Source organism: Rhodococcus sp. T7, assembly GCF_009872365.1.
Classification (GTDB): Bacteria; Actinomycetota; Actinomycetes; order Mycobacteriales; family Mycobacteriaceae; genus Rhodococcus_F.
This window is the reverse complement of the sequence record NZ_WXYH01000176.1, coordinates 57619-81719: the sequence shown is the minus strand read 5'-3', so window position 1 is coordinate 81719 and position 24101 is coordinate 57619. Positions and strand designations below refer to the sequence as shown.

The following is a 24101-nucleotide window of genomic DNA, read 5'->3' as shown; positions in this document are numbered from 1 at the left end:
TGTCGAGCGGGTCGTGAGTGCTAGTCGAGGTTGATGTAGACGGCCTTCGGGTACAGGTAGCCCTCCACGTGCTCTTTCGCTCCCTTCCAACCGTAACCGCTCATCTTGGTGCCGCCGAACCCGATGGCCGGGTCGAGGACGCCGTAGCAGTTCACCCAGATCGTTCCGGCCTTGATGCTCTGCGAGACCTTGTGCGCCGTGGACAGACTGCGGGTCCACACACCGCCCGCCAGGCCGAACGGTGTGTCGTTCGCGAGTCGCAGTGCGTCGTCCATGTCGTCGAACGGGATGACCGACGCGACCGGACCGAAGATCTCCTCTCGGGCAATCGTCATGTCGTTCGACGCGCCGGAGAACACGGTCGGCTCGACGAAGAAGCCCGATGCCAATTCGCCGCCGAGACGCTTGCCGCCGCTCGCCAGTTGCGCACCTTCGCCGCCGCCGACGTCGATGTAGTGCATGACCCGCTCGAGCTGCCGCTCGGAAATCAGCGGACCCAACTGGGTATTCGGGTCGAGACCGTCTCCCACCCGGATGGTCTTCGTGAACTCCTGCATGCGCTCGACGAACTCGTCGTGGATCGACCGCTGCACGAAGATCCGTGTGCCCGCGACGCAGACCTGCCCGCTGTTGGTGAACACACCCATCGCGGCGCCGGGCACGGCCTTGTCCAGATCTGCGTCGGCGAACACGATATCGGGTGATTTGCCACCCAACTCCAGTTGCAGGCGCTTGAGGTTGCCCGCCGACGCGCGGACGATGGTCTGGGCCGTGCCGATGGATCCGGTGAACGCGATCCGGTCGACGTCCCGGTGCTCGGCCAGGGCCTGGCCCGCGTCGGCGCCGTACCCGGTCACGACATTGATCACGCCCTCGGGCACACCGGCTTCCATCATCAGCTCGGCCACCCGCAGCACCGACAGCGAGGCGTCCTCGGCAGGCTTGAGGACGGCGGTGCATCCGGTGGCGAGCGCCGGACCGAAGATCCACCACAGGCCGATCAGCGGACCGTTCCACGGGATGATGCCGCCGACCACTCCGACGGGGGCGAGGGACTTGAGGGTGAGGAAATCCCCGGGAAGCGAATTCGGGGGCGTCGCCACGGTGGCGGCGTCGCATTGGGAAGCGAAGAACTGCAGCACCTGTGAGGTCCACTCGGCGAGCCCGGTGGTCCGCTTCAGCGGCGCCCCCATGTCCAGGGTCTCGATCATCGCCAACTCGTCGAAATTATCGAGGATGACGTCGTGGATCTTCAGGATCAGCTTGCGGCGCTGATGCGGAGTCCACCGACTCCATTCACCCTCGAAGGCGCGGCGGGCAGCCGAGACGGCGAGGTCGACGTCCGCGGCGTCGCCGCCTGCGATGCGGCAGAGTACCTGCCCCGTCGCCGGATTGACGGTGTCGATCTGCCGGCCGGAAGTGGCGTCGACCCACTTGCCGCCGATCAGATTCTTCTTCGATCCCTGAATGAAAGCAGGGACGGTGAGCGATGTTTCGTCCTGGGTGAGCAACTCGTTCTCCTCCTCCCGTCTCGGCGGCAGGCCGAGACAGTCGTGGTCGGCCGGTCCGGCCGCGGGCTTCGTCGATGCGGTGACCTGTTCGGGTGTCAGAATTCGAAGACTCCCTTGCCGTCCGATTGCTTGTCGAACCATTCGTATGCCTCGACGGCCTGGTCCAGCGACCAGCTGTGGGTATAGAGGTCGTCGATCGGGAGTCCCTGCTCGACGATGAACTCGGCGCAGCGCCGCTGCTGGATCGTGGACATCGTCCAGGACGTCATGATCGTCCACTGCTTCTTGTACTGCTCCTCCGTCCGGAAGTGCACCTCGCCGGGGAGCCCGATGAAGCACGCCCGCCCCCACTTGCCGAGGATGCTCAGCGCGTCGGCGCCCGCCACCCCCGACGTTTCCAGGATCATCTCCACGCCCTTGCGGCCCGCGAGTTCGGCGATCGTCGCGGACAGGTCCACGTCGGCCGAGTTCACGACCTCACTTGCGCCGAACTTCCGCGCGCGTTCCAGTCGCGAATCGTTGACGTCGACGGCGATGACACGGGCGCCGAGCGCCGAGGCGAGCATGGTCCCGGACAGCCCGACCGGGCCTTGACCGAACACGACCAGCGTCTTCCCGCCGACGTCGCCGAGCCGCATCAGACCTCCCCACGCCGTTCCGGTGCCGCAGCCGATCGCGGCGCCCGCCTTGTAGCTGAGACCGTCGGGGAGCGGCAGCAGCGTGCGGGCCGGCACCACCGCGTACGGTGCGTGACCGCCGTGGGTGGTGATGCTCATCGTCTGGGCGTTTCCGCGGTCGCACATCTGCGGCCATCCGGAGCGACACTGTTCGCACACGTCGCAACCCCAGTAGTGGTGGATCATGACGCGGTCGCCGACGGTGGCCGTGTCGGGCGACACCCCTTCTCCGACAGCGTGTACGTCGCCGCAGGGCTCGTGCCCCTGGATGGTGTCGGCGCTCCCGCCGAAAGACACTGCGCCCCGGTAGAAATGTAGATCGCTGCCGCACATTCCGGACGCCCGCATCCGGACGACCACTTCTCCCGGCCCCGGTTGCGGTGCCGGGAAGTCCTTGAGAACGACGCTGCCATCCCCCGGAAAAGTGATTCCCTGCATTGTTGACTTCCTCCTCGTGTCGGAGCGATTGCCCGGTCCGGCAGCGTTCAGTTCGATTGGGTGCGGAGCGCCTCGGTGGCCTGCACGTCGATGCGCAGGCCTTCGGGATCGGACTTCGGGTCGCCGATCACGACGACGCCGTAATCGCGTGCGGCGCCGGCGACGCTGACGTATTCGTTGCGCACGTCGGCGAGTACACGTTCGGGGTCGCGGGCGAACGGGTCGCCCCAGCCGCCGCCGCCGTTGGTCAGGCACCGCAGGATCGACCCGGTCTCGGTCTGCCACACCTGCCTGCTGGCGAAGTAGTGGTACTCGCCGTCGACCGGGTCCAGTGCCTTCGTCTCGGGGTCGAGCACCCCGGCGACGGGGACGCTGTCCGCGTAGACGTCGGGTGTGGTGCCCAGCATGCCCGGACCGTCCGCGCCCTCACTCGGCGGGAAGATCCAGATGGCGCCGTTGGGTCCGGGTTCGCCGCCGTTCGCGCCGACGCCGCTCGGAACCTTCGTGCGGAACGGCGACAGGTAGTGGCTGCCCTCGCTCAACCACAGCGTGTCCTTGAGATTCGCGGCCCCACCGCGGAACGTGCCGGGACCGCCGGTGTCGATCGCGTGTTCCTTGCGCAGCATGACGACGGGCGAATCGTGCTCGATCGTCTCGGTGGCGGGGTCGAGGTTGTTGAGGAAGAACAGGACGGTGTAGCTGTCGCCGTCGCCCTCCTTCGTGGCCCCCCACGGCCCGTGTTCGCCGCCGCACTGGGTGGCGCTCGTCCACGGGGTTCCGTCGGCGGTGACGCCGGACGCGTTGTGGGTGTTGGTGGAACCGTAGTCGCCCGCGACACCCTTCTCGCCGAGGGCCGGGTTGAGCGCGTCGAAGACGGCCGACACGACGGCGCCCGACGCTTCCCAGAACATCATGATCCCGCCGTCGGGCGGCAGGGACGACACCAGCGTGCCCGGCGGGGTCGCGAGGTCGATGTTGCGCCACGTGCCGGAGGTGAACGGCACCTCCGGGTCCAGCAGCATCGTCAGTGCCACGCCGACAGCGGTTTTGGCGTCGAGCACCCCGCAGTTGATGCAGGTCCGGGCTTGCGGCGAGGTGCCGGACAGGTCGACCTCGATGTCCTGGCCGTGCTTGCGCAGCGTCACCTGCACCGTGTAGTCGACGCTGTCGTCGAGGCCGTCCGCGTCGATCAGCGACGAGCCGGTGTACTCGCCGTCCGGCACGAGTGCGATGGCGTCGCGCATGCGCTCGGCGGAGGTGTCGCAGGCGTACGTCAACGTACCCAGGTAGGCGTCCAGACCGTAGCGTTCGATGTTCTCGAGCACGAGTCGCTCGCCGAGCGCGAGTTGCTGGTAGATGCTCTTGAAGTCGGGCAGCAGCATCCCGCCCCACCGGGTGTTGTCGAAGATCAGGCTGAACGTCGAACGCACCGGTTCGTCCTTGGACCACAAGAGCATCGGCGGAATGACGAGACCGTTCACGTACACGTTCGCCTTCGTGGCGGAGAATCCGCCGGGCACGGTGCCACCCATGTCGAGTTGGTGGGCGCGCATGTTCACGAACGAGACGATCTTGCCGTCGACGAACACCGGGCGGATGAAGCACACGTCGTTGACGTGGGTTCCGCCGCGGTACGGGTCGTTGCAGATGAGTACGTCGCCGGGGGACAGGTTCTCGGGCCCGAATTCCTCGACGACGTTCCGTACGGCGTCGCCGAGCGTGCCGAGGAAGACGACGAGGCTGTTGCTGACCACGGCCATCGGATAGTTGTGCTCGGGCGGGCCGCTGATGGTGCACGCGAAGTCGTACCAGTCGCGGATGATCGGCGAGAAGGCCTCGCGCATGAAACCGGTGGACATGTGCTCCACCGTGTACCGCAGCCGGTTGAGGATCACGGCCGCGGTGAAGCGGTCGCAGCCGTAGGCGTCGGTGAACGTGGCGTCGGAGATGTCGCGCAGGCGAGTCGGTTCGGCGTCCGCGGAGGACGGTGTCGCTTCGAGAGTGGTCATGGGTTTCACTTCCTCCGGATGATCAGTTCGCCGTAGCGGCCGACGGTGGCGCGCTGCCCGGCTCCGATGTGCGTCGTCGACAGTCCTTCGTCGACGATGGCGGGTCCTTCCAGAACATCGCCGGCGCACAGTGTTTCGCGGTCGTAGACGTCGGCCTGCTGTGCGCCCTCGCCGTCGGCGTCGATGTCGCCGAGATAGCGCAGTACCGTCGTCCGGACCGGCTGAAGGGGTTCGGCGCCGCGCTGCGGAGCCTCGGGGTAGTCGACCTTCGGGGTGTCGAGGACCGCCCGCACCCGGAACGTCACGCCCTCGACGGGCATTGCCTCGAACCGGTTGCCCGAACGGTTCTCGTACGTGTCGTGGAACGACTGGACGATGGTGGTGATCGCGTCGGCGTCGATGGTGCCGTCGGGGACCGGGACGAACGGTGTCTCCCAGCTCTGCCCGGCGAGGTGGGCGTCCATGCTGCGATGGAACGTCACGCCGGTGCCCTCGTCGAGCCCCTCGCGCAGTTGCGATTCCATCTCGGCGAACAGCGCGTCGATGGTCGGCGCCGCGTCCGGAGTGAGGATCATGTACGCGCTGCGGTTGGCGGTGAACACCTGGTCCGCGGACAGCAGGCCCAGCGCCGAGAACAGGCCGGGATACGGGGGCACGATCACCTGCTTGCAGTGCACCGTGTCGAGCACCGCGGGCAACAGCATCGGGCCGGCGGCGCCGAACGCGACGAGGCTGTAGTCGCGGGGGTCCACACCGTTCTTGATCGCGACGTTGAACACGCCCTCCGCCATGTTGTTGACGGCCATCTCGTAGGCGTAGCGAACCTTCTGCGCCAGCGTGAACTCCGAATCGAGGTTCTCGAAGGCCTGCCGGGACAGCGCCGGATCGAGGTCCACCGCGCCACCGGCGAACCGGCTGGGATCGATGATGCCGATCATCAGGCACGTGTCGGTGGTGGTCGGCTGGGTGCCGCCGCGCCCGTAGCAGGCCGGTCCGGGGGAGGATCCCGCGCTGTCCGGGCCCACCTGGATCTCGCCCGCGGGGCCGATCGCGACGATGCTGCCGCCGCCGGCGCCGATGCTGGAGATGTCGTTCGCCAGGGCGTTGACGACGAGGTCGTGCTCGAGTTCGAAGCTGGTGTTGACGAACGGTTCACCGGCCGTGACGACGCTGATGTCGATGGACGTACCGCCGACGTCCGCGCAGAGCAAGTTGTTCTCGCCGATCAGCCCACCGAAGTGCGCGCACCCGACGGTGCCGGCGGCAGGACCGGAGAAGACGATGCGGAAGGGCAGTTCCATCGCGCGTCCGGACGGAACGAGGGTGGCGGCGCAGTCGGCGAAGTTGAGTTCCCCGCTGAAGCCGAGGTCCGCGAGGCCCTTCTCCAGCTTGGCCGTGTAGTCGGTGTAGATGATCTTCATCAGCGTGTCGATCACCGTCGTCGACGCCCGTGCGTACTCCTTGGCGAGCGGGGAGACGTCACTGGAGATCGAGCAGGGCACGTCGCCGAGGACCTCGCGGACCAGTTCGCGCAACCGGACCTCGTGCGCCGGGTTCACGTACGCGTTGATCAGACAGATCGCGACACCGGTGACGCCGCAGCGCCGGAGCACGTCCAGTTCGGCGCGGGCCTGCGTTTCGTCCAGTTCGAAGAGCACGCCGCCGTCGGCCGTGATCCGCTCCTGGATGCCGCGCCGCAGGTACCGCTGGACCAGCGGCCGGGAGGCGTCACCGAAGCTGCGGCGCCAGCGCGAGTCCAGAATGGCGTGCGCCGGGCGCCACACCCGTCCCATGTCGAGGATGTCGCGATGGCCCTCGGTCGTGAGAAAACCGATCTTGGGCAACCGCCGGGTGATCACCGCGTTCAGGCCGTGCGTGCTCGCGTGGTTGAACACGGCGGCGTCCTCCACGCCGAGCGCCGCGGCGCCCTCGAGGACCGGTCCGAACACCTCGGTGTAGTCGGTGGTGACCTTCGCGGTCTGGATCTTGCCGTCGCGCAGGGCGACTACGTCGGTGAATGTTCCGCCGACATCGACTGCAATCATCGTGGAATCCTTCGTCAGAGCAGGTCGGTGAGAAGTTGGATGGGCCCGAGCCGGGACCACGGTGAGCGGTCCAGGGACAGCAGGCACTGCTGGCATTTGACGACCTGGAACCAGCCGCCTTCGGACACCACGGGGTAGCGGCGGAGTTCCTCGGCGCCGCATCGCGGGCAGTGGCCGTCGACGGGGGTTCGTTCGAGAACCGGGGTGGGTGGGCTGTCGTGTTCTTCGGTCATGGTGGGCACAACTCCAGGTGCTCTCGGAGGCGGGAGCGCAGGTGCGCTGGTCGTCACGACGTTATGAGGGTGGGATCTGCGTCACAATCCTTCTGGCGAAGGCCGGCATCCACTTTCCGAACGCCCTGTGCGGTGCTCGTCCACGACTAGCTGCAGGTTCTTCCCAATATGATGTATTATTTCCCTCGGTACTACGACGGCGTGGGTGAAATCCGGCCACGCCGGGTCTCAGGAGGTGGCGGCGCGTGAGCGACCGACAGCTGAACTTCCGCACGGCGGATCTCGATGCCGCGCACGCCCAGGTCACGAAGGCGTTCGCGGGTCACGACGTGCACGTTCCGGACGATCGGGACGTGGATTTCCGACTGGATCTCGCGCCGGCCCCGCGCTTGACGATCGGCCGGATGTCGTACGGAGCCGCGGTGACCCTGCACGGGCCGCCGATGCGTCTCTGCTACCACATCAATCTGCCCGTCACCGGTGCGAGCACGGTCGAGCAGGGCGGCGTGCGCCGGAGCTTCGTCGCCGGGGAGGCGGGTGTGGCCTTCGGGCCGCAGGCGCCCGTGCTGGTGCAGTGGAGTGCGGATTCGTGGCAGTACCACATCAAGCTGCCGAAGGACCCGCTCGAGGCGCACGCGGCGAAACTGACGGGCCGCCCGATCGGGGAAGAGATCCGCTTCGATCTGACGTTCGATCTGGGGTCCAGCGCCGCGCAGGCGCTCGTCGCGACCGCCGGGTTCCTGTATGCGGAGCTCTCCCGGCCGGACGGCATCTCCACCACGCCCGCTGCCTGCCACGAACTCGAATCGGCCCTCATGACTCAATTGCTCATGACGGTGCCGAGTCAGCTCACCCCGGAGTTGCACGGAAAACCCGCCCATACCCGGCGGTCCAAGATCCGCGAGATCGTGGACTACGTCGACCGGCATCCGGAAGACGACATCACCACGGCCGATCTCGCGTCGATGGCCGGAGTGAGCGAACGCGCCCTGCAGGCAGGCTTCCGTGAAGTGGTCGGGATGTCGCCGACCGCCTATCTCCGCGGCGTCCGACTCGATCGGGTCCACCTCGATCTTGCGTGTGGCTCTTCGGGTTCCGTCACGGACATCGCCGCGCGCTGGGGCTTTTACCATCCCGGCAGGTTCGCTCAGCAGTATCGGGCCCGGTTCGGATTCCTTCCCTCGGAGACCGTGCTGCGCTCACAACGCTGAGTCGGGGTCCCACGCGCCGATTCGCCCGGTGCGTGTACGGTGAGATCACTATATATAATGTTTCACACTGTGGCGGGAGGCGGCGTGACCGTGGCGGAATCTATCCGGCGAGAGGCTCTGGAGTTCCGGGGCGCCCACGGCGACAAGCTGATCGGCGACCGGTGGGCGTCCACGTCCCAGGACCGGGGAACTGTGCTGCTGTTGCACGGCGGCGGTCAGACGCGGCACTCCTGGGAGCGCACCGCGCGACGCCTGGCGGGCGCGGGGTGGCAGGCGATCACCCTGGATGCCCGCGGGCACGGCGACAGTGCATGGTCGCAGGCCGGCTACACGCTGGACTTCTTCGTCGCCGACCTCCATGCGACGATCGCGCAGATCGGCACGGCTCCCGTCGTCGTCGGGGCGTCCCTGGGCGGACGGACGGCGCTCGCGGCCGTGGGTGAGCGGCCCGGATCGGTGGCGGGTCTGGTGCTCGTGGACATCGCGCACCGGGTGGACCCGGACGGGCGGGAGCGGGTGAAGGACTTCATGGCCGGCGCACCGGACGGGTTCGCCACACTCGAGGACGTCGCCGCAGCCGTCGACGCCTACCGACCCGCGCCGCGACGACGCCGGAACCTGGACGGGCTGAAGAAGAATCTCCGGCAACAGGCGGACGGCCGCTGGTATTGGCACTGGGATCCGCGGTTTCTCGAGTTCACGACGGACGGTGCGAACTTCGACGTCGACCGGCTGTCACGGGCGGCCCGCAACGTCACCGTGCCCACCCTGCTGGTTCGCGGCAAGAAGTCGGACATCGTCACCGCGGAGGCGGCTGCCGAGATCCGCGACCTGGTGCCCACCGTGGAGGTCGTCGAGGTCGGTGCCGGTCACATGGTCGCAGGCGACGACAACGACGTCTTCACCGCTCACCTGCAGGACTTTCTCGCCGGCCGGGTGCGTCAGCAGGTCTGATTGGCACGATATGGCAGGTGATCAGCCCGCGTTCGCCTCGGCATCGGTATCCCACAGCCCGCGCTGCTCGAGTTCGTCGATCAGGTGATCGGCGCCGTCCAGGATGTGCGACTCCATGATCGTCTTCGCCCTCTTGCCTGCGTGCTTCTTCAACGCATCGAGCAGGAGAGGGTGTTCCTCCTGCGTCGTGGTGATGTGGCCCTCGATGGTGGCGTAGAAACGGTTCGGAAGATTCGTGACGACGGACCCGAGGAGGCGGGCGAGACGTGGCGAGTCCGCGATCAGGTTGATCTTTCGGTGGAACGCGTGCCCGAGGGACGAGATGCGCTCGGTGTCGCCCTGCGCGATGGCGTCCTCGTGCTCCTTCAGGATTCCCTCGAGCTCGGCGATCTGCTGGGGCGTGATGTTCTTCGCGGCGCGTGCGGCCAGTTCGGCGGCCAGCTGAGCCTGGGCCCAGAACAGATCACGCACGTCCTGCTTCGTGAACGGGGCCACGACGAAGCCGCGCCGGGGGACCATCTCCACGAAGCCTTCGCTGCGAAGGGCGAGGAGCCCCTCACGGACGGGTGTGGTGCTGACTCCCACGGCTTCGGCGATCCGCTCGATGCGGAGGAAGTCGCCGGCACGCACCTCGCCGGAGATGATCATCTCGCGGACGTACGTGGCAACTTCCTCGGGCAGTTGCTGTCGTCTTGACCTGTCATTCAGGGGCATCGTCGGTCGCACCTTCCCGGATTCGAAAGACTCGACATAATGTACCATCCGCGCCCGTGGTCGACCGCAGCCCGGAGCCGCACCCGGAAATGCCCGATTCCCGGCCGCGGGAGCGCTCGTACCCTCCGCCGCAATTTCTCGCAGTCGGGCCGATCACAATTCGGAGTCGACATAATCCACGACACATCATATATTGTTCCGAGTGTGATCTGTGTCGCACCGACTGTCGGTGCTACGAGCGAGAGGGACCTGATGAGCACAACGAAGGATTGGGCGTCGCGCGTGGGGATGCGCCCGTATCAGATTGCATCCGTGGTCTTCTGCATGTTCCTCAACATGCTGGACGGATACGACGTCCTCGTGATGGGTTTCGCGATGCCGCACCTGCCGGAAGGCTTCGCGACCAATCCGGAGAAGGGCTACCTGATCAGTGCCGCCCTCGCCGGGATGGCGGTCGGCGCGATCGGCCTCGCCCGCTTCGCCGACGTCATCGGCAGGCGGCGCATCCTGTTGGTCGGCCTCGCGGCCAACACCCTGGGCCTGACTGCGTCGGCGCTGTCGAACGGTTTCGCGATGCTCCTGGTGACCCGCTTCGTCACCGGCATCGCGATCGGCACGATCAGCGTCGTCATCATCGTCCTCTGCCAGGAGGTCGTCCCGCCAAACCGGCGAAGTGTGGCGCTCGGCCTGGTCATGGTCGGCTATCCGCTCGGGACGACGCTCGCGGGCTTCGCGGGCGCCGGACTCGTGGCACTGGCAGGCGGGGCGTGGCAGGGCATGTTCTGGATCGGCGCCGCGCTGGGCGTCCTGTCGTTCGTGGTGACCGCCGCCTTCCTCCGCGAATCGGATGACTTTCTGGCCCGCAAGGGAACGAAGACGGCACCCGACCGGGCGATCCCAGCGCCGCAGAGCGAGGTCCGTCTGCTCGGCCGGGAACTGCGATCGCGCACCCTCCTCCTGACGTTCGGATACTCGATGCTCACCGCGGGGTACTACTTCGTCGGCACCTGGACGCCGCAACTGATCAAGGACGCCAGTGGTGACGCGGGGAGCGGTGCGCTGGCCGGCATCATGATCAGCTTCGGTGCGGTGGTCGGAGGATGCCTGTTCGGTGCGTTCGGGCTGCGGTTCCCCGGCGCGCGGATCGCGGTGATCACCTCGGCCGTGTCCGCCGTGGCAATTGCCGGGTTCGCACTCACGCTGCAGGGACCGTTTGCACTGGCCATGGCCGGGCTTCTCGGCGCAGGCACCTTCGCGGCCATGTCCGGGTTCACCTCCACGTCGACGGCGGCGTACCCCGTGCTCGCGCGCGCCAAGGGCTACGGAGCGATGATGGGCGTGGCCCGCGGAGGGGCCATTCTGTCGCCGATCGTCGCCGGATACGCGCTCAGCGTCATGACACCGCGCGCGATGTACCTCGCGGTCATCGTGCCACTCGTGCTCGCGGCCGTCGCGGCGATCGCCCTCACCCGCATCACCCGGGGCCAGGTCGTCGGGGAGCCGAGCCGGACGTCCCCGGCGCTCGCCGTTACCGAGTAGGCACAGGACGAAGAAGGGCCGCTCGGGAGTTCCCGAGCGGCCCTTCGTGTGTGCGGGTGGTCAGTCGAACAGGATGACGCCCCGGATGTTCTTGCCGTTCTTCAGGTCCCGGTAGCCCTGGTTGATCTCGTCGAGCCGATAGGTGCGCGTGATCATGTCGTCGAGGTTGAGCTGTCCGGCCTTGTACATGTTCAGCAGCCGATTGACGTCCCACGTGCCGTTCGTCGAGCCGAAGACGCAACCCTGCAGGCGCTTCTGGGAGAGGGTGAGGTCGGCGACCGGGATCGGAAGACCGACGCGGGAATGCTCACCGACCGCGGTGACGACGACGGTGCCCGCCTTGCGGACCGAGGCGAGTGCCTGGGCGACGTGCTCGGGTTCGAGCACACCGACGGTGATGACGAGGGCGTCCGCGCCCTGACCGTTGGTGTACTGCTTGGCGAGTTCGGCTCCCTCCTCGACGGTCGCGACGGCGTGGGTGGCACCGAACGTCTTGGCGCTGTCCCGCTTGAAGGCGACGGGGTCGACGGCGATGACGTGCGACGCGCCGGCGTGCCGGGCGCCCTGCAATGCGGCGGAGCCGAGTCCGCCGATGCCCATCACGATGACGGTGTGCCCCGGTTCGACGTTGCCGAGGTTCACCGCCGATCCCCAGCCGGTGCTCACGCCACAACCGACGAGGCAGGCCTTGTCGAGCGGAATGTCCTTGTCGATCTTGACGACCGAGTTGATGGAGACCGTCGTCGTCTCGAGAAACGTGGAGATGCCGCACATCTGCCCGACCGGGGTCCCGTCGGTCGTCCGCACCCGGAAAGTCCCGTCCGTCCAGCGCGGGCCTGCGAGGATGCCTGCGGCGAGATTGCAGAGGCTCTGCAGGTTGCTCGAGCACCAGCGGCAATGGCCACAGGACGGGATCGCGGAGAAGACGACGTGGTCGCCGACCTCGATTCCCTTGTAGTTGGGGGACGCCTTCGTCACGATGCCCGCGCCCTCGTGACCGAGCGCGAACGGGTACATGCCGACGGGGATGTCCCCGGTGACGTGGTGGTCGTCGGAGTGGCACATGCCGCTCGCGACGAGCTTGACTTGGACCTCGTCGTCGCGGGGATCTTCCAGTTCGAGGTCGATCACCTCCAGTTCGCCGGGGACCTGCCGGATGACTGCGCCGCGAGTTCTCATGCTTCTCCTTGGGGTTGGTGAATGGGATGTGCTCGTGTCAGTCGGCGAGCCGGGTGACCACGGACTTCGTCTCGAGGTACTCGGCGAGCGCCTCGGCGCCGTTCTCGCGACCCCAGCCGGACTGCTTGTATCCGCCGACCGGCATCTGCACACCGCCCGCGCGGTGGACGTTGATGCCGATTCGGCTCGCCCGCAGCCGATGTGCGATCGAGTGGGCGCGGGCGACGTCGTTCGTCCAGACGCTGCCCGCGAGGCCGTACTCGGTGTCGTTGGCGGCGGCGACGGCGTCGTCGAGGTCGGTGAACTTCACGACGCCGAGCACCGGGCCGAAGATCTCTTCGCGGATCATCGCCATCGACGGGTCGGCGTCGACCACCACGGTCGGCTCGTAGAAGTAGCCGGTGTCACCGATCCGGTTGCCGCCGGCGACAACCCGTGCCCCGGCCGCGACGCCGCTCTCGACGTAACCGTGCACCCGGTCGAGGTGCCGCTGCGAGATGAGGGGTCCGAGGTCGGCGTCCGGATCGGTCCCGTAGCCGACCTTCAGGTTTCGACCGAACTCGGCGACCCCGTCGGCCACCTCGTCGGCGATGTCCCGGTGGACGAACAGCCGGGATCCGGAGGTGCAGATCTGGCCGGAGTTCCAGAAGATTCCGGTGGCGACGCCGGGGATCACGCTGTCCAGATCCGCGTCCGGCAACACGATCATCGCCGACTTGCCGCCGAGTTCGAGCGACACCTTCTTGAGGTTGCCCGCGGCGGCGTGCACGATCTGCCTGCCGACCTGCGTCGACCCGGTGAAACTCACCTTGTCGACGCCGGGGTGCGCGGCGAGCGGAGCACCGACCCGCGGCCCGAATCCGGTGACGACGTTGACGACGCCGGACGGCAATCCGGCGTCGAGGAGCAGTCGGCCGACGGCGAGCGCGCTGAGGGACGCCTCCTCGGAGGGCTTGAGCACACACGAGCATCCGGCAGCGAGCGCCGGTGCCAGCTTCTGCGCGGTCGCGACCACGGGCGCGTTCCACGGCACGATCAGTGCGGCCACACCGACCGCTTCCTTGCGGGTGTATCCCTGGAATCGCATTTCGGCAGGGCCGATCTCGACGCTCTTGCCCTCGATCTTGTCTGCCCAGCCGGCGAAGTATCGGAACTGATTGACGGCCTCACCGACCATGAGTCGCGCCTGGGAGACCGGCATGCCGGCGTCCATGCTCTCCAGCGCGGCGACGTCGTCGGCCCGGCTCTCCAGCAGGTCGGCGATGCGCCACAGGATCAGCGACCGCTGCTGGCCCGACAGTCGCAGCCAGCGGCCGTGGTCGAAGGAGCGGCGCGCGGCGACCACCGCGGCGTCGACGTCGGCCTCGGTGCCTTCGGCCACCCGGGCCACCTGTTCTCCGGTGCCGGGATCGATCGCGGGGAACGACGCACCCTCGGCCGCAGGTACCCAGGAACCGTCGATCAGGAGTCGTTCCGGCTCGACGAGTTCTTTCAGTGCCTGAGCACCCGTGATCGATGTCATCTGCTACCTCCGGCTGGTCCCCACACTGTGAGTACATAGTACAGAATATATAAAACCACTTGTGATGTACGGTGCTTTGTATATCATGCGTGACGCGGCTCACACGGTGCCGCGACTTCCCCTTTGCGAGGAGGCACGACGTGGCCAGTTCCGGCACCATCGAGCATTTGTGGGCGCTCGACGCACCGATGCTGAAAGTCGACAAAAGCATCATGATCCTCGGTGCGGGCGGTGAACTGGTGTTGCTGCCCTCGCCCTCGTTCCTGATCGAGCACGCGGAGCACGGACTGCTCCTCTTCGACACGGGCCTCGCCGGTGCAGGCGATCCCGCGTCCACCTACGGCCCACTCGCGGAGCTGTTCATGATCGAATTCCCGGCCGAGCGTGCCCTCGATCGTCAGCTGGAGTCGCTCGGATTCTCCACGGCCGACGTGAAGCGGGTGGTGATCTCGCATCTGCATTTCGATCACACCGGCGGCCTGGAGCATTTCGCCGGCGCGCAGGGATACGTCGGATCCGGAGAGCTCCGGTACGCGCGCACACCCGACAATCACGTCAAGGGCTTCTTTCGGCAGGAAGACCTCGACGCGGCCGATCGGATCGACTGGTGCGAAGTGCCTGCCGGATACGACCACGACGTGTTCGGTGACGGCAGCGTCGTCGTGCTCTCGATGCCCGGACACACGCCGGGTTCGCTCGGGCTGAAACTCCGCCTGCCGGACGGCAGCACGCTGGTCCTGTCCGGCGACGTCGCGCACATCCAGGACAACATCAGCTGCTGCGTCGGCATGCCTGCCGACTCCGATACCGTCGGCGCGATCGAATCGCTGAAGAAGCTCAAACTGCTTCGCAGTCAGCCCAACACGACCGTGGTGGTCAATCACGACATCGACGACTGGAACCGCCTCCGCGCCAACGGACGGCAGGTCGTCTAGGTCCCGGACCCCGTGGTCGCTAGACTCGGGTGGTGGACATCCGGGACGCCGAATACCTGGTCGCCGTGGCCGATCACGGCAGCGTCACCGAAGCTGCGCGAGCGCTGTTCATCGCGCAGCCGTCGCTGTCGCAGGCGATCCGCACTCTCGAACGCGATCTGGGTGTCGAACTGTTCGATCGACGGGGACGGAAACTGCGGATCACCCCGGCGGGCGCGTCGTTCGCGCACGCGGCGCGCCAGGTGCTCGCGGATGTCGCGCGGGCGCGGGCCGTCGTGCACGACGTTGCCGAACTGCGGTCCGGAACGCTCACGATCGCGGTGCTCAATTCGCTTGCCGCCGATCCGCTTCCTCGCCTCGTCGGCCGGTTCCACCGACAGTTTCCGAGTGTGGTCCTGGCCACGGTGTCGGCGGACGGTCCCGACGGCGTCGGCCGCGCGGTCCGGTCGGGGGAGTGCGACCTCGGGCTCACCGAACTGCTCGTCGACCAGCAGGGCCTCGAGTTCCGGACGGTGGGCGACCAGGAGATCGTGCTCGCGCTGCACGCCGATCTGGCGATCGAACTCCCCGATCCGGTGCCCGTCAGCCTGCTCGCCGACATTCCGATGATCGTCGAGATCGGGTCGCGCCCACGACTGCCGGTGAACAACATCGCCGTCGAATGTGCGCATCGCCAGTCGATGTGGGAACTGGTGGTCCAGGGGGCGGGGGCGACCCTGCTCCCGCGTCGCGTCGCCGAGCAGGAACTACCGGGTGTGGTGGTCCGCTCGCTCGCGCCGCCCGAGGTGCGCACGGTCGGGATCGTTCACAGGCCGGATCCGCTTCCGCCTGCCGCGGCGGCATTCATCACGGCGCTCGACGAGACTCACGGCGCGAGCGTGTCGAGGAACGCGCGTCCGGCAGGCGACAGCCTGGCCTCGTCGTAGATCACCCCGTACGGGACGGTGATCGGCGGGTCGAGTGGGCAGATTCGTGCTCCGCCGCCGGCGGCCCGTTCCGCAAGGGTGCGTTCCATGAACGACATTCCGACACCCTCGACGACGAATGCGCTGACGGCTTCCCGCTGCTCGACGACGGCCGACATGGTCGTCCGGCTCCCCGCGGCCTGCAGCGCCTTCTCGATGACGGTGCGCGAAGACGACTCCTTGGGCAGGCCCACCACGGGAATGTCCGGAAGGTCGTCGAGCGGGAACGGATCTCGCCACACGATCTCGGCGTCGTGCGGAACCACCAGCCAGTATTCGTGGATTCCGAGGACGCGCGTCGTCAATCCCGGTGCGGAAAAGGGGAAATGACTGAAGGCAATCTCGCAGTGCCCGTCCCGGATCAGCGACGCGACGACGTCGACCGGACGCAGGTCGGCGAGCCGGACGACGACACCCGGATACTGCTTACGGAAGGACCCGATCAGTTCCGTGACAGGGCCTTCCGCGACGTGCGCCGACGCGCAGATGTCGAGGCGGCCGCGCGGCAGACCCGAGACGTCGACGAGCGAACTCTCGGCGGCCACCAGATCACGCACGATCTGCCGGGCAGGGCCGACGAACGCCTTTCCCGCCGCGCTCAGCACCAGGCCGCGGCCCACGCGATGGAACAGGTCGACACCGAGGTCACGCTCGAGATTGCGCAGCCCCTTCGACAACGACGGCTTCGTGACGCCCAGGGCCTCGGCCGCGAGCGCAAGGCCGTCGTTGTCGACGGTGGCGAGAAAGTACTCCACGTGACGCGACTCCACCAGTGAAGACTACTGCCTGGAACGCGGCGACCCGCCGGTGTAGAACTGCGCCGGTTGTCAGATGTGACGTCCGCCGGTGACTTCGAGGACGGTGCCCGTCATGTAGCTGGACAGGTCGGACGCGAGGAACAGTGCAACGTTTGCGATCTCCTCGGGCTCGGCGCCGCGGCCCATCGGGACCTCCTTGAGCTTCGCCTCGATGATGTCGGCGCGCAGGGCCCGGATCATGTCGGTGTTGACCACGCCGGGCTGGATCGCGTTGACCCGGACCCCGAGGTGGGCGACCTCCTTCGCGGCGGCCTTGGTCAGGCCCACCATGCCGGCCTTCGCGGCGCTGTAGTTGGTCTGCCCGACCATCCCGACCTTGCCCGAGATCGACGAGATGTTCACGATGGAGCCCTTGCCCGCCTCACGCATCGCGATCGACGCGATCTGGGTGCCCAGCCACGCGCCCTGCAGGTGCACGTCGATGACGGAGCGGAAATCGGCGAGCGACATCTTGCGCAGCGTCGCGTCGCGGGTGATGCCGGCGTTGTTGACCCACACGTCCATCGCACCGAAACTGTCGAGCGCCGTCTTGCCCAGATTCTGCATCTGCTCCGGATCGGTCACGTCACAGGCCACGGCGACGGCCTGGAAGCCGTCGGCCTCGAGCTTGGCGGCGGCGCCCTTCACGTTCTCGGCGTGCATGTCGCCGAGGACGACCGATGCGCCCTCGCTCGCGAACTTCCTGGCCATCTCGAAACCGATGCCCTGGGCAGCGCCCGTGACGACGGCGACCCGTCCCTCGAGAAGTGTCATGTGTGTGTTCCTTCCTCAGTTGTACGAACGTCTTCGGCATGCGGATTCAGGCGGTCGCGCAGCGCGGACCGCAGGACCGCACCCCGCGGGGACAGGGGCAACTCGTCGACGAACACCACTTCCCGCACCTTCTTGTACGGCGGCACCGCGGCCGCCACGAACTCGATCAGTTCCTCGGCGCTCGGCTGCGCCGCGGTGTCCGCCACCACGAACGCGACCGGCATCTCCCCGACCCCGGGGACGGAGCGGCCGACCACGACGGCGTCGAGAACGCCCCGCCGTGACAGCAGCAACTGTTCGAGTTCCTGCGGATCGACGGTGTAGCCCTTGTAGAGGAGTGCATCCTCGGGTCTGCCAACCATGTCGAATATCGAATTCCATCTCGCCGGGAGTTTGCTTGTTCGCGAAAATGCCCGAAATGGAAATCCGGGCGGTCGACACCTATTCAAGTGCCTCGGACGGCCGTGGTCAAAGACGCTGAGGGAAACCGACAGTTGCCTTCTTCCTATGGGTCGTAAATAGCCTCTGTGCTGCGAGTTCTCGTTCGGAGGGCGCGCTTGACAGCGCGGCCCGGTTGCTGGATATTCACCTCATGGCTGAACGTGAAGTGAGTGACGAAGACTTCAAGGACATTCTCGCGCAGACGAGGACCTTTATTCAGAAGGAAGTAATTCCCAGGGAAAATGAAATCGCGGAAAAGGATCTGATTCCGGACGACATTCGCCGTAAGGCGGCGGAGATGGGTCTGTTCGGGTACGCGATCCCGCAGCAGTGGGGCGGGCTCGGACTCGACCTCACGCAGGACGTCGAAATGGCTATGGAGTTCGGGTACACGAGCCTGGCGTTGCGGTCGATGTTCGGCACCAACAACGGGATCGCCGGCCAGGTTCTGGTGAACTTCGGTACGGACGAGCAGAAGTCGGAATGGCTCGAGCGCATCGCGTCCGGCGACGTGGTCGCGTCGTTCGCGCTGACCGAACCGGAGGCCGGATCGAACCCGGCGGGCCTGACCACGCGCGCCGTCCTGAAGGACGGCAAGTGGACGATCAACGGCACCAAGCGGTTCATCACCAACGCGCCGCTGGCCGATCTGTTCGTCGTGTTCGCGCGCACCCGTCCCGCCGACGAGACCGGCACCGGCATCGCGGTGTTCCTCGTCCCCGCCGACACCGCCGGTGTCGTGGTCGGGCCGAAGGACAAGAAGATGGGCCAGGAGGGTGCCTGGACGTCCGAGGTGGCGTTCGACGACGTCGTCGTCGGTGAGTCTGCGCTGGTCGGCGGCAGTGAGGAAGCCGGCTACCGCGCCGCCATGACGTCTCTCGCCCGCGGTCGCGTCCACATCGCGGCGCTCTCGGTGGGCAGCGCCCAGCGTGCGCTCGACGAGTCCGTTGCCTTCGCGGCGGTCACGAAGCAGGGCGGCACCCCGATCGGCGACTTCCAGCTGGTGCAGGCCATGCTCGCAGACCAGCAGGTGGGTGTGTCCACGGGTCGCGCACTGGTCCGGGACGCGGCGCAGAAGTACGTCAGCGGCGAGGACCGCCGGATCTCCCCGTCCGTCGCGAAGCTGTACTGCACGGAAATGGTCGGCAAGGTCGCCGACCTTGCGGTGCAGGTCCACGGCGGAACCGGCTACATGAGAGACGTTCCGGTGGAACGGATCTACCGTGAGGTCCGGCTGCTGCGCCTGTACGAGGGCACCAGCGAGATCCAACGCCTGATCATCGGCGGCGGCCTCGTCCGCGAAGCCAAGAAAGCGCTCTGACCCATGTACGACGCAGTGATCTGTGAACCCGTCCGCACCCCCGTCGGGGGATTCGGCGGCATCTACCGCGACGTCCCCGTCACCACCCTCGCGTCGACGGTGCTGAAGGGCCTGATCGAGCGGACGTCGCTGACGTCCGAGGACATCGACGACGTCATCTTCGGTCAGGGCTACGCCAACGGTGAGGCGGCGGCCATCGGCCGGATCGCTGCGCTCGACGCCGGTCTCGACGTCACCGTGCCCGGCATCCAGCTCGACCGCCGGTGCGGCTCCGGGCTCCAGGCCGTGATCTACGCGGCCATGCAGGTGCAGACCGGGATGAGCGATCTCGTGATCGCGGGCGGCGCCGAGTCGATGAGCCAGACCGAGTTCTACAGCACCGGGATGCGCTGGGGCGTCAAGGGCGCATCGGTGGAATTCCACGATCGACTCGCCAAGCCCCGCACCAACTCCGGCGGCGTGAACTTCCCCGTCGAGGGCGGGATGATCGAAACCGCGGAGAACCTCCGCCGCGAGTACTCGATCACCCGCGAGGAGCAGGACGCGTACGCCGCCGAATCCCATGTGCGTGCGATCCGGGCGCAGGACGGCGGTCTGTTCGACGCCGAGACGATCCCGGTGACGGTGCCCGGCAAGCGCGGCAAGGACCCCGTTGTCCACACCACCGACGAGCACCCGCGCCGCGACGTCACCGTCGAATCGCTGTCGGCGCTGCGGCCCATCCGGTCGCGCGTCGACCCGGAGGCGACCGTGACCGCGGGCAACGCGTGCGGCCAGAACGATGCCGCCGCAGCCGCGATCGTCACCACCCCCGAGAACGCCGAACGTCTCGGTCTGCGCCCGTTCGCCCGGCTCGTCAGCTGGGGCGTCGCCGGCGTCGAGCCGAACCGGATGGGCATCGGCCCGGTCCCGGCCGTGGACAAGGCCCTCACCCGGGCGAAGCTCACCCTGAACGACATCGATCTCCTCGAGATCAACGAGGCGTTCGCGGCGCAGGTGCTGGCGTGTGCACGGGAGTGGAAGTTCGACGAGTCCGACATGCGAGACCGATTCAATGTCAACGGATCCGGCATCTCCCTCGGCCACCCCGTCGGCGCCACCGGCGGCCGCATCCTGGCCAACCTGGTCCGGGAACTCGACCGTCGGCAGGCCCGCTACGGCATCGAGACGATGTGCATCGGCGGCGGCCAGGGCATCGCAGCCGTATTCGAGAACGTGAACATCTGACCGTCCCCACCCTGCCCGGTACCGGGCCGACCCGAAGAGAGCTCATGCGCGTATTTCAGAACATCGACGACGTCGAAGCCGCAGTCGGCGAACATCTCGGCCACAGTGACTGGTTCGAGATCACCCAGGACCGCGTCAACGTGTTCGCCGATGCCACCGGCGACCACCAGTGGATCCACGTCGACCCCGAGCGGGCCGCCGAGGGTCCGTTCGGCGCCCCCATCGCCCACGGCTACCTCACGCTGTCGTTGCTGCCGAAGCTCGGGGCCGACCTGATGCGGGTCGAGGGCACGAAGCTGACGATCAACTACGGCCTCAACAAGGTTCGCTTCCCGAAGCCGGTGAAGGTGGGGGCGTCGATCCGGGTCGGCGGCGAGATCGCGGCGTTCGAGCACACGAAGCAGGGCGCGCAGGTCGTCGTCAAGTACACCATCGAGATCAAGGGCGAGGACAAGCCGGCGTGCGTCGCCGAGACCGTCCGCGTCCTGGTCTCCTGAAACGAGGAACAACATGCGAAGAGCAGCACTGGTCGCCCCCGTCCGCACCGCCGTCGGCCGCTTCGGCGGCGGACTGCGCGACGTGCCCGCGGAGAGCCTCGCGGCGGCCGTCATCAAGGAGACCGTCGCACGGTCGGGCATCGACCCCGAACTCATCGAGGACGTCGCGATGGGGCAGTCGTACGCCAACTCCGAGGCCCCGTGCATCGGACGGTGGGCCGCACTCGAAGCGGGACTGCCGATCTCCGTCGCCGGACTGCAGACCGACCGCCGCTGCGGCACCGGACTGCAGGCCCTCGTGACCGCGTCGATGATGGTGCAGACCGGCGCCGCGGACGTCGTCCTCGCCGGTGGTGTCGAGTCGATGAGCAACATCGAGCACTACACCACCGGGGCCCGGTGGGGCACCCGCGCCGGATCGCTGAACCTCTACGACCGCCTCGACCGCGGCCGGGAGCGTTCCCAGCCGGAATGGCGATTCGGGAAGATCAGCGGAATGATCGAGACCGCCGAGAACGTCGCGACACGGTGCGGAATCGGCCGCGAGGAGTCCGACGCGTTCGCCGCCGACAGCCACGCCAAGGCCCACGCCGCCTGGGAGGCAGGCAAGTTCGACGACGAGGTGATCGAAGTGAAGATCACCGACCGCAAGGGCAACGTCTCCGTGGTGGCGCGTGACGAAGGCATCCGCCCGGACACCACCGCCGAGTCGCTGGCGCGGCTGCGCAGTGTCGTCAAGGACGGTGTCGTCACCGCGGGCAACGCGAGTCAGCAGAACGACGCGGCGTCGTCGATGCTCGTCGTCGCCGAGGACAAACTCGACGAACTCGGGCTCGAGCCGATGGGTTTCCTCACCGGGTGGGCCGCCGCCGGGTGCGAACCGGCACTGATGGGACTCGGGCCGGTCGCGGCCGCGTCGAAGCTGTTCCGCCGCACCGGTGCGAGCTTCGACGACTTCACGCTGATCGAGCTGAACGAGGCGTTCGCCTGCCAGGTGCTCGGGGTCCTGAAGGAATGGGGTTTCGAAGACCGGGACCGCCTCAACGTCAACGGGTCCGGCATCTCGCTCGGACACCCGATCGGCGCCACGGGCGCACGGATGACGACCACCGCGCTACACGAGTTGAAGCGGCGCGGCGGCGGCAAGGCGCTCGTCACCATGTGCATCGGCGGCGGGCAGGGAATGGCCGCTGTCGTCGAGGGTGTCTAGGCCCGGCTGACCCGGGCGTCCGCCGGTTCCGATGCCGGGGCCGGCGGATGCGACATCACGTTGTTGACGAGCAGCGCCGCGAAGACGATGGCGCACCCGATGGCGCCGACGGCGAGAGCGGTCTTGATCCCGCCCTCGGTGGGGTGCAGGTCCGGCGCCAGGTTCGCGGCGAGCACCGCACCCGCGACGGCGCTGCCGAACGAACCGCCGACGGTGCGCAGCACCTGGTTGAAGCTCGCGGCGCTGCCGAGTTCGGTGTCCGCGACGCTGCGGGCGATCAGGGCGGGCATCGCCGCGTACGTCATACCCATTCCCATCCCGAACCCGAACATGCCGGTCAGGATTTCCCACAGTTCGTCGTGGGCGAACCAGAGGAGCACGCTCGAGGCCGTCACGAGGCCCGCGCCGGAGAGCAGCAGCGTTCTCATGCGTACCCGCTGTGAGAGTGCGCGCACGAGTCGGTTCGCGCCGAAACTCGCCACCGACAGCGGAAGCATCACGAATCCTGCCCAGAACAGCGGCAGCGCGATGCCGTATCCGGTGGAGGCGGGCGCCTGGGCGATGAGGCTGCCGATCGAGAGTCCGATGTACATCGTGGCGCCGAGACCGATCGCGGTGCTGTTCGCGACCAGCACGTCGCCGTTGCGCAACACCCGCAGGTTGATCAGCGGATTCGCGGTGCGCAGTTCCACGACGCACCACAGCGTCAGCAGTATCGCCGCCGCGGCGAAGAATCCGAGGGTCCACGGAGAGGCCCATCCCCACCGCGAGCCCTCGCTGACACCGACGAGCAGTGCCGCGAGACCCGTTCCCACCAGCAGCGCGCCGGGGACGTCGAGAGTGCAGCGAGGTGCCCGCTCGTCCGGTCCCGCGGGAATCACCCGCCAGACGACGATGATGGTGGTGATCAGAAACAGCGCTGCGAACCAGAAGGCGAAGCGGAAACCGAGAAGGTCGGCGAGGATGCCGGTCAGGGGGTAGCCGAGCCCGAGTCCGGTGGTCACGGTCACCGACAGGCTGGAGATGCCGACGCGGGCCTGACTGTCGGGGAGATAGCGGCGGGCGAGCGCGATCGTCACCGGAACGATCCCGTACGTGAGTCCCTGCAGTGCGCGTCCGATCAGGAACACGGTGAAGTTGGGAGCCGACGCGGCGATGATCGAACCGACGAGGATCGTCGCCAGGGAGCACAGGAGCAGGCGCTTCTTGTGGGGTCCGTCGCTCAGCCGGCCCATGATCGGCGTGGCGATCGCCCCGACCAGGAGGTTGACGGTGAGCATCCACTGTCCCGTGCTCACCTCGACGTGCATGTCCTGGGAGATCGTGGGCACCAGCAGCATGCCGAGAGAACTGACGACCGCGGTGGTCAGGGCGGCATAGGCGAGCGCGGGCAGTAACCGGGGACTGGTCGCGGATTCAGTCGGTGGATGCATCGTCCACCAACTTGCCTGTGGGGGCGTCGTCCACCAGTTTGCGCAGAATCGGGACGACGGAGTCGAGGGTCCGCTTCTCGTCGGCCGTCAGCCGCTCCGCGATGGCGTGGTTCAGCCAGTCCAGACCTTCCGACCGTTCCCGAGCCAGCCTCTCCCTCCCGGCATCGGTGAGTTCGATCCAGATCCGGCGCCGGTCTTGCTCGTCGGGAGTGCGCGCCACCAGGCCGAGGCCTTCGAGTTCGCGCACGGCCGTCGCGATCGCCTGCGGAGTGATTTTCTCGGACGACGCGAGGGTCGAGGCCGACGTCCGTCCGTGCTTCGACAGATATGCGAGCACACCTATCTTGCCCACGGACATCGTCCTGCCCGACGTGAGCAGTCGCCAGATCGGGCGCAGGGCTTCGCGAAGGACCTGCGCGGTGGCCTGTTCGGTGATCATGAGCGAAGCGTACAACCAAATTGATCAATC

The 24101-nt window shown here is 67.4% G+C and carries 22 protein-coding genes; 9 read left to right on the top strand and 13 right to left on the bottom strand.

The window, feature by feature from the left end:
- Positions 1-20: 20 nt before the first annotated feature.
- The 5 genes from MLGJGCBP_RS18280 to MLGJGCBP_RS18260 are packed head-to-tail and all read right to left on the bottom strand — an operon-like array spanning position 21 to position 6913.
- Positions 21-1652, bottom strand: a complete 1632-nt coding sequence (locus MLGJGCBP_RS18280; RefSeq protein ID WP_236581188.1) for an aldehyde dehydrogenase family protein — start codon at positions 1650-1652, stop codon at positions 21-23.
- Positions 1607-2626, bottom strand: coding sequence for a zinc-dependent alcohol dehydrogenase family protein (locus MLGJGCBP_RS18275; protein WP_160097472.1), 1020 nt, complete (start codon positions 2624-2626; stop codon positions 1607-1609). Before MLGJGCBP_RS18275 ends, MLGJGCBP_RS18280 begins: the two co-directional genes overlap by 46 nt.
- A 47-nt stretch (positions 2627-2673) precedes the next feature.
- Complete coding sequence (locus tag MLGJGCBP_RS18270; RefSeq protein WP_160097470.1) at positions 2674-4635, bottom strand: hydantoinase B/oxoprolinase family protein; 1962 nt, start codon at positions 4633-4635, stop codon at positions 2674-2676.
- 5 nt (positions 4636-4640) lie between these two features.
- Complete coding sequence (locus MLGJGCBP_RS18265; protein ID WP_160097468.1) at positions 4641-6680, bottom strand: hydantoinase/oxoprolinase family protein; 2040 nt, start codon at positions 6678-6680, stop codon at positions 4641-4643.
- Positions 6681-6694: 14 nt separating this feature from the next.
- Positions 6695-6913, bottom strand: coding sequence for a hypothetical protein (locus MLGJGCBP_RS18260; RefSeq protein ID WP_160097466.1), 219 nt, complete (start codon positions 6911-6913; stop codon positions 6695-6697).
- 245 nt (positions 6914-7158) lie between these two features.
- Between MLGJGCBP_RS18260 and MLGJGCBP_RS18255 the strand changes: the two genes are divergently transcribed.
- Together MLGJGCBP_RS18255 and MLGJGCBP_RS18250 are read left to right on the top strand one after the other, a co-directional pair.
- Positions 7159-8124: an AraC family transcriptional regulator gene (locus MLGJGCBP_RS18255; RefSeq protein WP_160097464.1), complete on the top strand. Its 966-nt coding sequence runs from the start codon at positions 7159-7161 to the stop codon at positions 8122-8124.
- An 84-nt stretch (positions 8125-8208) separates the two neighbouring features.
- Positions 8209-9078 carry an alpha/beta fold hydrolase gene (locus MLGJGCBP_RS18250; protein WP_328799557.1) on the top strand — a complete coding sequence of 290 codons (870 nt, stop codon included), beginning with the start codon at positions 8209-8211 and terminating at the stop codon, positions 9076-9078.
- Between the two features lie 21 nt (positions 9079-9099).
- Here MLGJGCBP_RS18250 and MLGJGCBP_RS18245 read toward each other — a convergent pair whose 3' ends face one another.
- Positions 9100-9792, bottom strand: a complete 693-nt coding sequence (locus MLGJGCBP_RS18245) for a GntR family transcriptional regulator (RefSeq protein WP_179220302.1) — start codon at positions 9790-9792, stop codon at positions 9100-9102.
- Positions 9793-10044: 252 nt separating this feature from the next.
- Between MLGJGCBP_RS18245 and MLGJGCBP_RS18240 the strand changes: the two genes are divergently transcribed.
- On the top strand, positions 10045-11331 hold the full coding sequence (locus MLGJGCBP_RS18240) for an MFS transporter (RefSeq protein ID WP_160097460.1): 1287 nt from the start codon (positions 10045-10047) through the stop codon (positions 11329-11331).
- A gap of 60 nt (positions 11332-11391) precedes the next feature.
- On the opposite strand, the gene MLGJGCBP_RS18235 is transcribed toward MLGJGCBP_RS18240, so the two are convergent.
- The gene (locus MLGJGCBP_RS18235) at positions 11392-12510 is read right to left on the bottom strand and encodes an NDMA-dependent alcohol dehydrogenase (protein ID WP_160097458.1); all 1119 of its coding nucleotides are present in this window, start codon (positions 12508-12510) and stop codon (positions 11392-11394) included.
- Positions 12511-12547: 37 nt separating this feature from the next.
- Positions 12548-14032 carry an aldehyde dehydrogenase family protein gene (locus MLGJGCBP_RS18230; protein ID WP_160097456.1) on the bottom strand — a complete coding sequence of 495 codons (1485 nt, stop codon included), beginning with the start codon at positions 14030-14032 and terminating at the stop codon, positions 12548-12550.
- Between the two features lie 140 nt (positions 14033-14172).
- Here MLGJGCBP_RS18230 and MLGJGCBP_RS18225 point away from each other — a divergent pair, with 140 nt between their 5' ends.
- Positions 14173-14967, top strand: a complete 795-nt coding sequence (locus MLGJGCBP_RS18225) for an N-acyl homoserine lactonase family protein (RefSeq protein WP_160097454.1) — start codon at positions 14173-14175, stop codon at positions 14965-14967.
- Positions 14968-14999: 32 nt separating this feature from the next.
- Positions 15000-15893 (top strand): LysR family transcriptional regulator, encoded by an 894-nt coding sequence (locus tag MLGJGCBP_RS18220; protein ID WP_160097452.1) that lies wholly within the window; start codon positions 15000-15002, stop codon positions 15891-15893.
- Here MLGJGCBP_RS18220 and MLGJGCBP_RS18215 read toward each other — a convergent pair.
- Genes MLGJGCBP_RS18215 through MLGJGCBP_RS18205 form a run of 3 tightly spaced genes read right to left on the bottom strand, consistent with a single transcriptional unit; the run spans position 15833 to position 17865 of the window.
- On the bottom strand, positions 15833-16702 hold the full coding sequence (locus MLGJGCBP_RS18215) for a LysR family transcriptional regulator (protein ID WP_087559371.1): 870 nt from the start codon (positions 16700-16702) through the stop codon (positions 15833-15835). The two genes, MLGJGCBP_RS18220 and MLGJGCBP_RS18215, sit on opposite strands and share 61 nt — an antisense overlap.
- A gap of 57 nt (positions 16703-16759) precedes the next feature.
- Positions 16760-17503 (bottom strand): 3-oxoacyl-ACP reductase FabG, encoded by a 744-nt coding sequence (gene fabG / locus MLGJGCBP_RS18210; RefSeq protein ID WP_087559372.1) that lies wholly within the window; start codon positions 17501-17503, stop codon positions 16760-16762.
- Positions 17500-17865, bottom strand: a complete 366-nt coding sequence (locus tag MLGJGCBP_RS18205) for an AMP-binding enzyme (RefSeq protein ID WP_160097450.1) — start codon at positions 17863-17865, stop codon at positions 17500-17502. The genes fabG and MLGJGCBP_RS18205 overlap by 4 nt, the downstream gene beginning before the upstream one ends.
- A gap of 230 nt (positions 17866-18095) precedes the next feature.
- Here MLGJGCBP_RS18205 and MLGJGCBP_RS18200 point away from each other — a divergent pair, with 230 nt between their 5' ends.
- From MLGJGCBP_RS18200 to MLGJGCBP_RS18185, 4 genes are read left to right on the top strand one after another with little or no spacing between them, the layout of a single operon-like run.
- A complete protein-coding gene (locus MLGJGCBP_RS18200) occupies positions 18096-19265 on the top strand; it encodes an acyl-CoA dehydrogenase family protein (RefSeq protein ID WP_087559374.1) in 1170 nt (389 codons plus the stop codon).
- Between the two features lie 3 nt (positions 19266-19268).
- On the top strand, positions 19269-20492 hold the full coding sequence (locus MLGJGCBP_RS18195) for an acetyl-CoA C-acetyltransferase (protein WP_160097448.1): 1224 nt from the start codon (positions 19269-19271) through the stop codon (positions 20490-20492).
- Between the two features lie 44 nt (positions 20493-20536).
- Positions 20537-20989, top strand: coding sequence for a MaoC family dehydratase (locus MLGJGCBP_RS18190; protein WP_087559376.1), 453 nt, complete (start codon positions 20537-20539; stop codon positions 20987-20989).
- Positions 20990-21002: 13 nt separating this feature from the next.
- Complete coding sequence (locus tag MLGJGCBP_RS18185) at positions 21003-22199, top strand: acetyl-CoA C-acetyltransferase (protein ID WP_160097446.1); 1197 nt, start codon at positions 21003-21005, stop codon at positions 22197-22199.
- Here the strand turns inward: MLGJGCBP_RS18185 and MLGJGCBP_RS18180 are convergent.
- A complete protein-coding gene (locus MLGJGCBP_RS18180) occupies positions 22196-23632 on the bottom strand; it encodes an MFS transporter (protein WP_160097444.1) in 1437 nt (478 codons plus the stop codon). The genes MLGJGCBP_RS18185 and MLGJGCBP_RS18180 overlap by 4 nt on opposite strands.
- Positions 23616-24071, bottom strand: a complete 456-nt coding sequence (locus MLGJGCBP_RS18175) for a MarR family winged helix-turn-helix transcriptional regulator (RefSeq protein ID WP_160097442.1) — start codon at positions 24069-24071, stop codon at positions 23616-23618. Before MLGJGCBP_RS18175 ends, MLGJGCBP_RS18180 begins: the two co-directional genes overlap by 17 nt.
- Positions 24072-24101: the final 30 nt, after the last annotated feature.

What these genes read in the sequence shown, in the direction of transcription:
- MLGJGCBP_RS18180 (WP_160097444.1), bottom strand. Translation starts at nt 23,632, where the DNA reads ATGCATCCACCGACTGAATCCGCGACCAGTCCCCGGTTACTGCCCGCG.
- MLGJGCBP_RS18260 (WP_160097466.1), bottom strand. Translation starts at nt 6,913, where the DNA reads ATGACCGAAGAACACGACAGCCCACCCACCCCGGTTCTCGAACGAACC.
- MLGJGCBP_RS18205 (WP_160097450.1), bottom strand. Translation starts at nt 17,865, where the DNA reads ATGGTTGGCAGACCCGAGGATGCACTCCTCTACAAGGGCTACACCGTC.
- MLGJGCBP_RS18175 (WP_160097442.1), bottom strand. Translation starts at nt 24,071, where the DNA reads ATGATCACCGAACAGGCCACCGCGCAGGTCCTTCGCGAAGCCCTGCGC.
- MLGJGCBP_RS18190 (WP_087559376.1), top strand. Translation starts at nt 20,537, where the DNA reads ATGCGCGTATTTCAGAACATCGACGACGTCGAAGCCGCAGTCGGCGAA.
- MLGJGCBP_RS18280 (WP_236581188.1), bottom strand. Translation starts at nt 1,652, where the DNA reads ATGGTTCGACAAGCAATCGGACGGCAAGGGAGTCTTCGAATTCTGACA.
- MLGJGCBP_RS18200 (WP_087559374.1), top strand. Translation starts at nt 18,096, where the DNA reads ATGGCTGAACGTGAAGTGAGTGACGAAGACTTCAAGGACATTCTCGCG.
- MLGJGCBP_RS18195 (WP_160097448.1), top strand. Translation starts at nt 19,269, where the DNA reads ATGTACGACGCAGTGATCTGTGAACCCGTCCGCACCCCCGTCGGGGGA.
- MLGJGCBP_RS18240 (WP_160097460.1), top strand. Translation starts at nt 10,045, where the DNA reads ATGAGCACAACGAAGGATTGGGCGTCGCGCGTGGGGATGCGCCCGTAT.
- MLGJGCBP_RS18185 (WP_160097446.1), top strand. Translation starts at nt 21,003, where the DNA reads ATGCGAAGAGCAGCACTGGTCGCCCCCGTCCGCACCGCCGTCGGCCGC.
- MLGJGCBP_RS18270 (WP_160097470.1), bottom strand. Translation starts at nt 4,635, where the DNA reads ATGACCACTCTCGAAGCGACACCGTCCTCCGCGGACGCCGAACCGACT.
- MLGJGCBP_RS18235 (WP_160097458.1), bottom strand. Translation starts at nt 12,510, where the DNA reads ATGAGAACTCGCGGCGCAGTCATCCGGCAGGTCCCCGGCGAACTGGAG.
- fabG (WP_087559372.1), bottom strand. Translation starts at nt 17,503, where the DNA reads ATGACACTTCTCGAGGGACGGGTCGCCGTCGTCACGGGCGCTGCCCAG.
- MLGJGCBP_RS18245 (WP_179220302.1), bottom strand. Translation starts at nt 9,792, where the DNA reads ATGCCCCTGAATGACAGGTCAAGACGACAGCAACTGCCCGAGGAAGTT.
- MLGJGCBP_RS18265 (WP_160097468.1), bottom strand. Translation starts at nt 6,680, where the DNA reads ATGATTGCAGTCGATGTCGGCGGAACATTCACCGACGTAGTCGCCCTG.
- MLGJGCBP_RS18275 (WP_160097472.1), bottom strand. Translation starts at nt 2,626, where the DNA reads ATGCAGGGAATCACTTTTCCGGGGGATGGCAGCGTCGTTCTCAAGGAC.
- MLGJGCBP_RS18230 (WP_160097456.1), bottom strand. Translation starts at nt 14,032, where the DNA reads ATGACATCGATCACGGGTGCTCAGGCACTGAAAGAACTCGTCGAGCCG.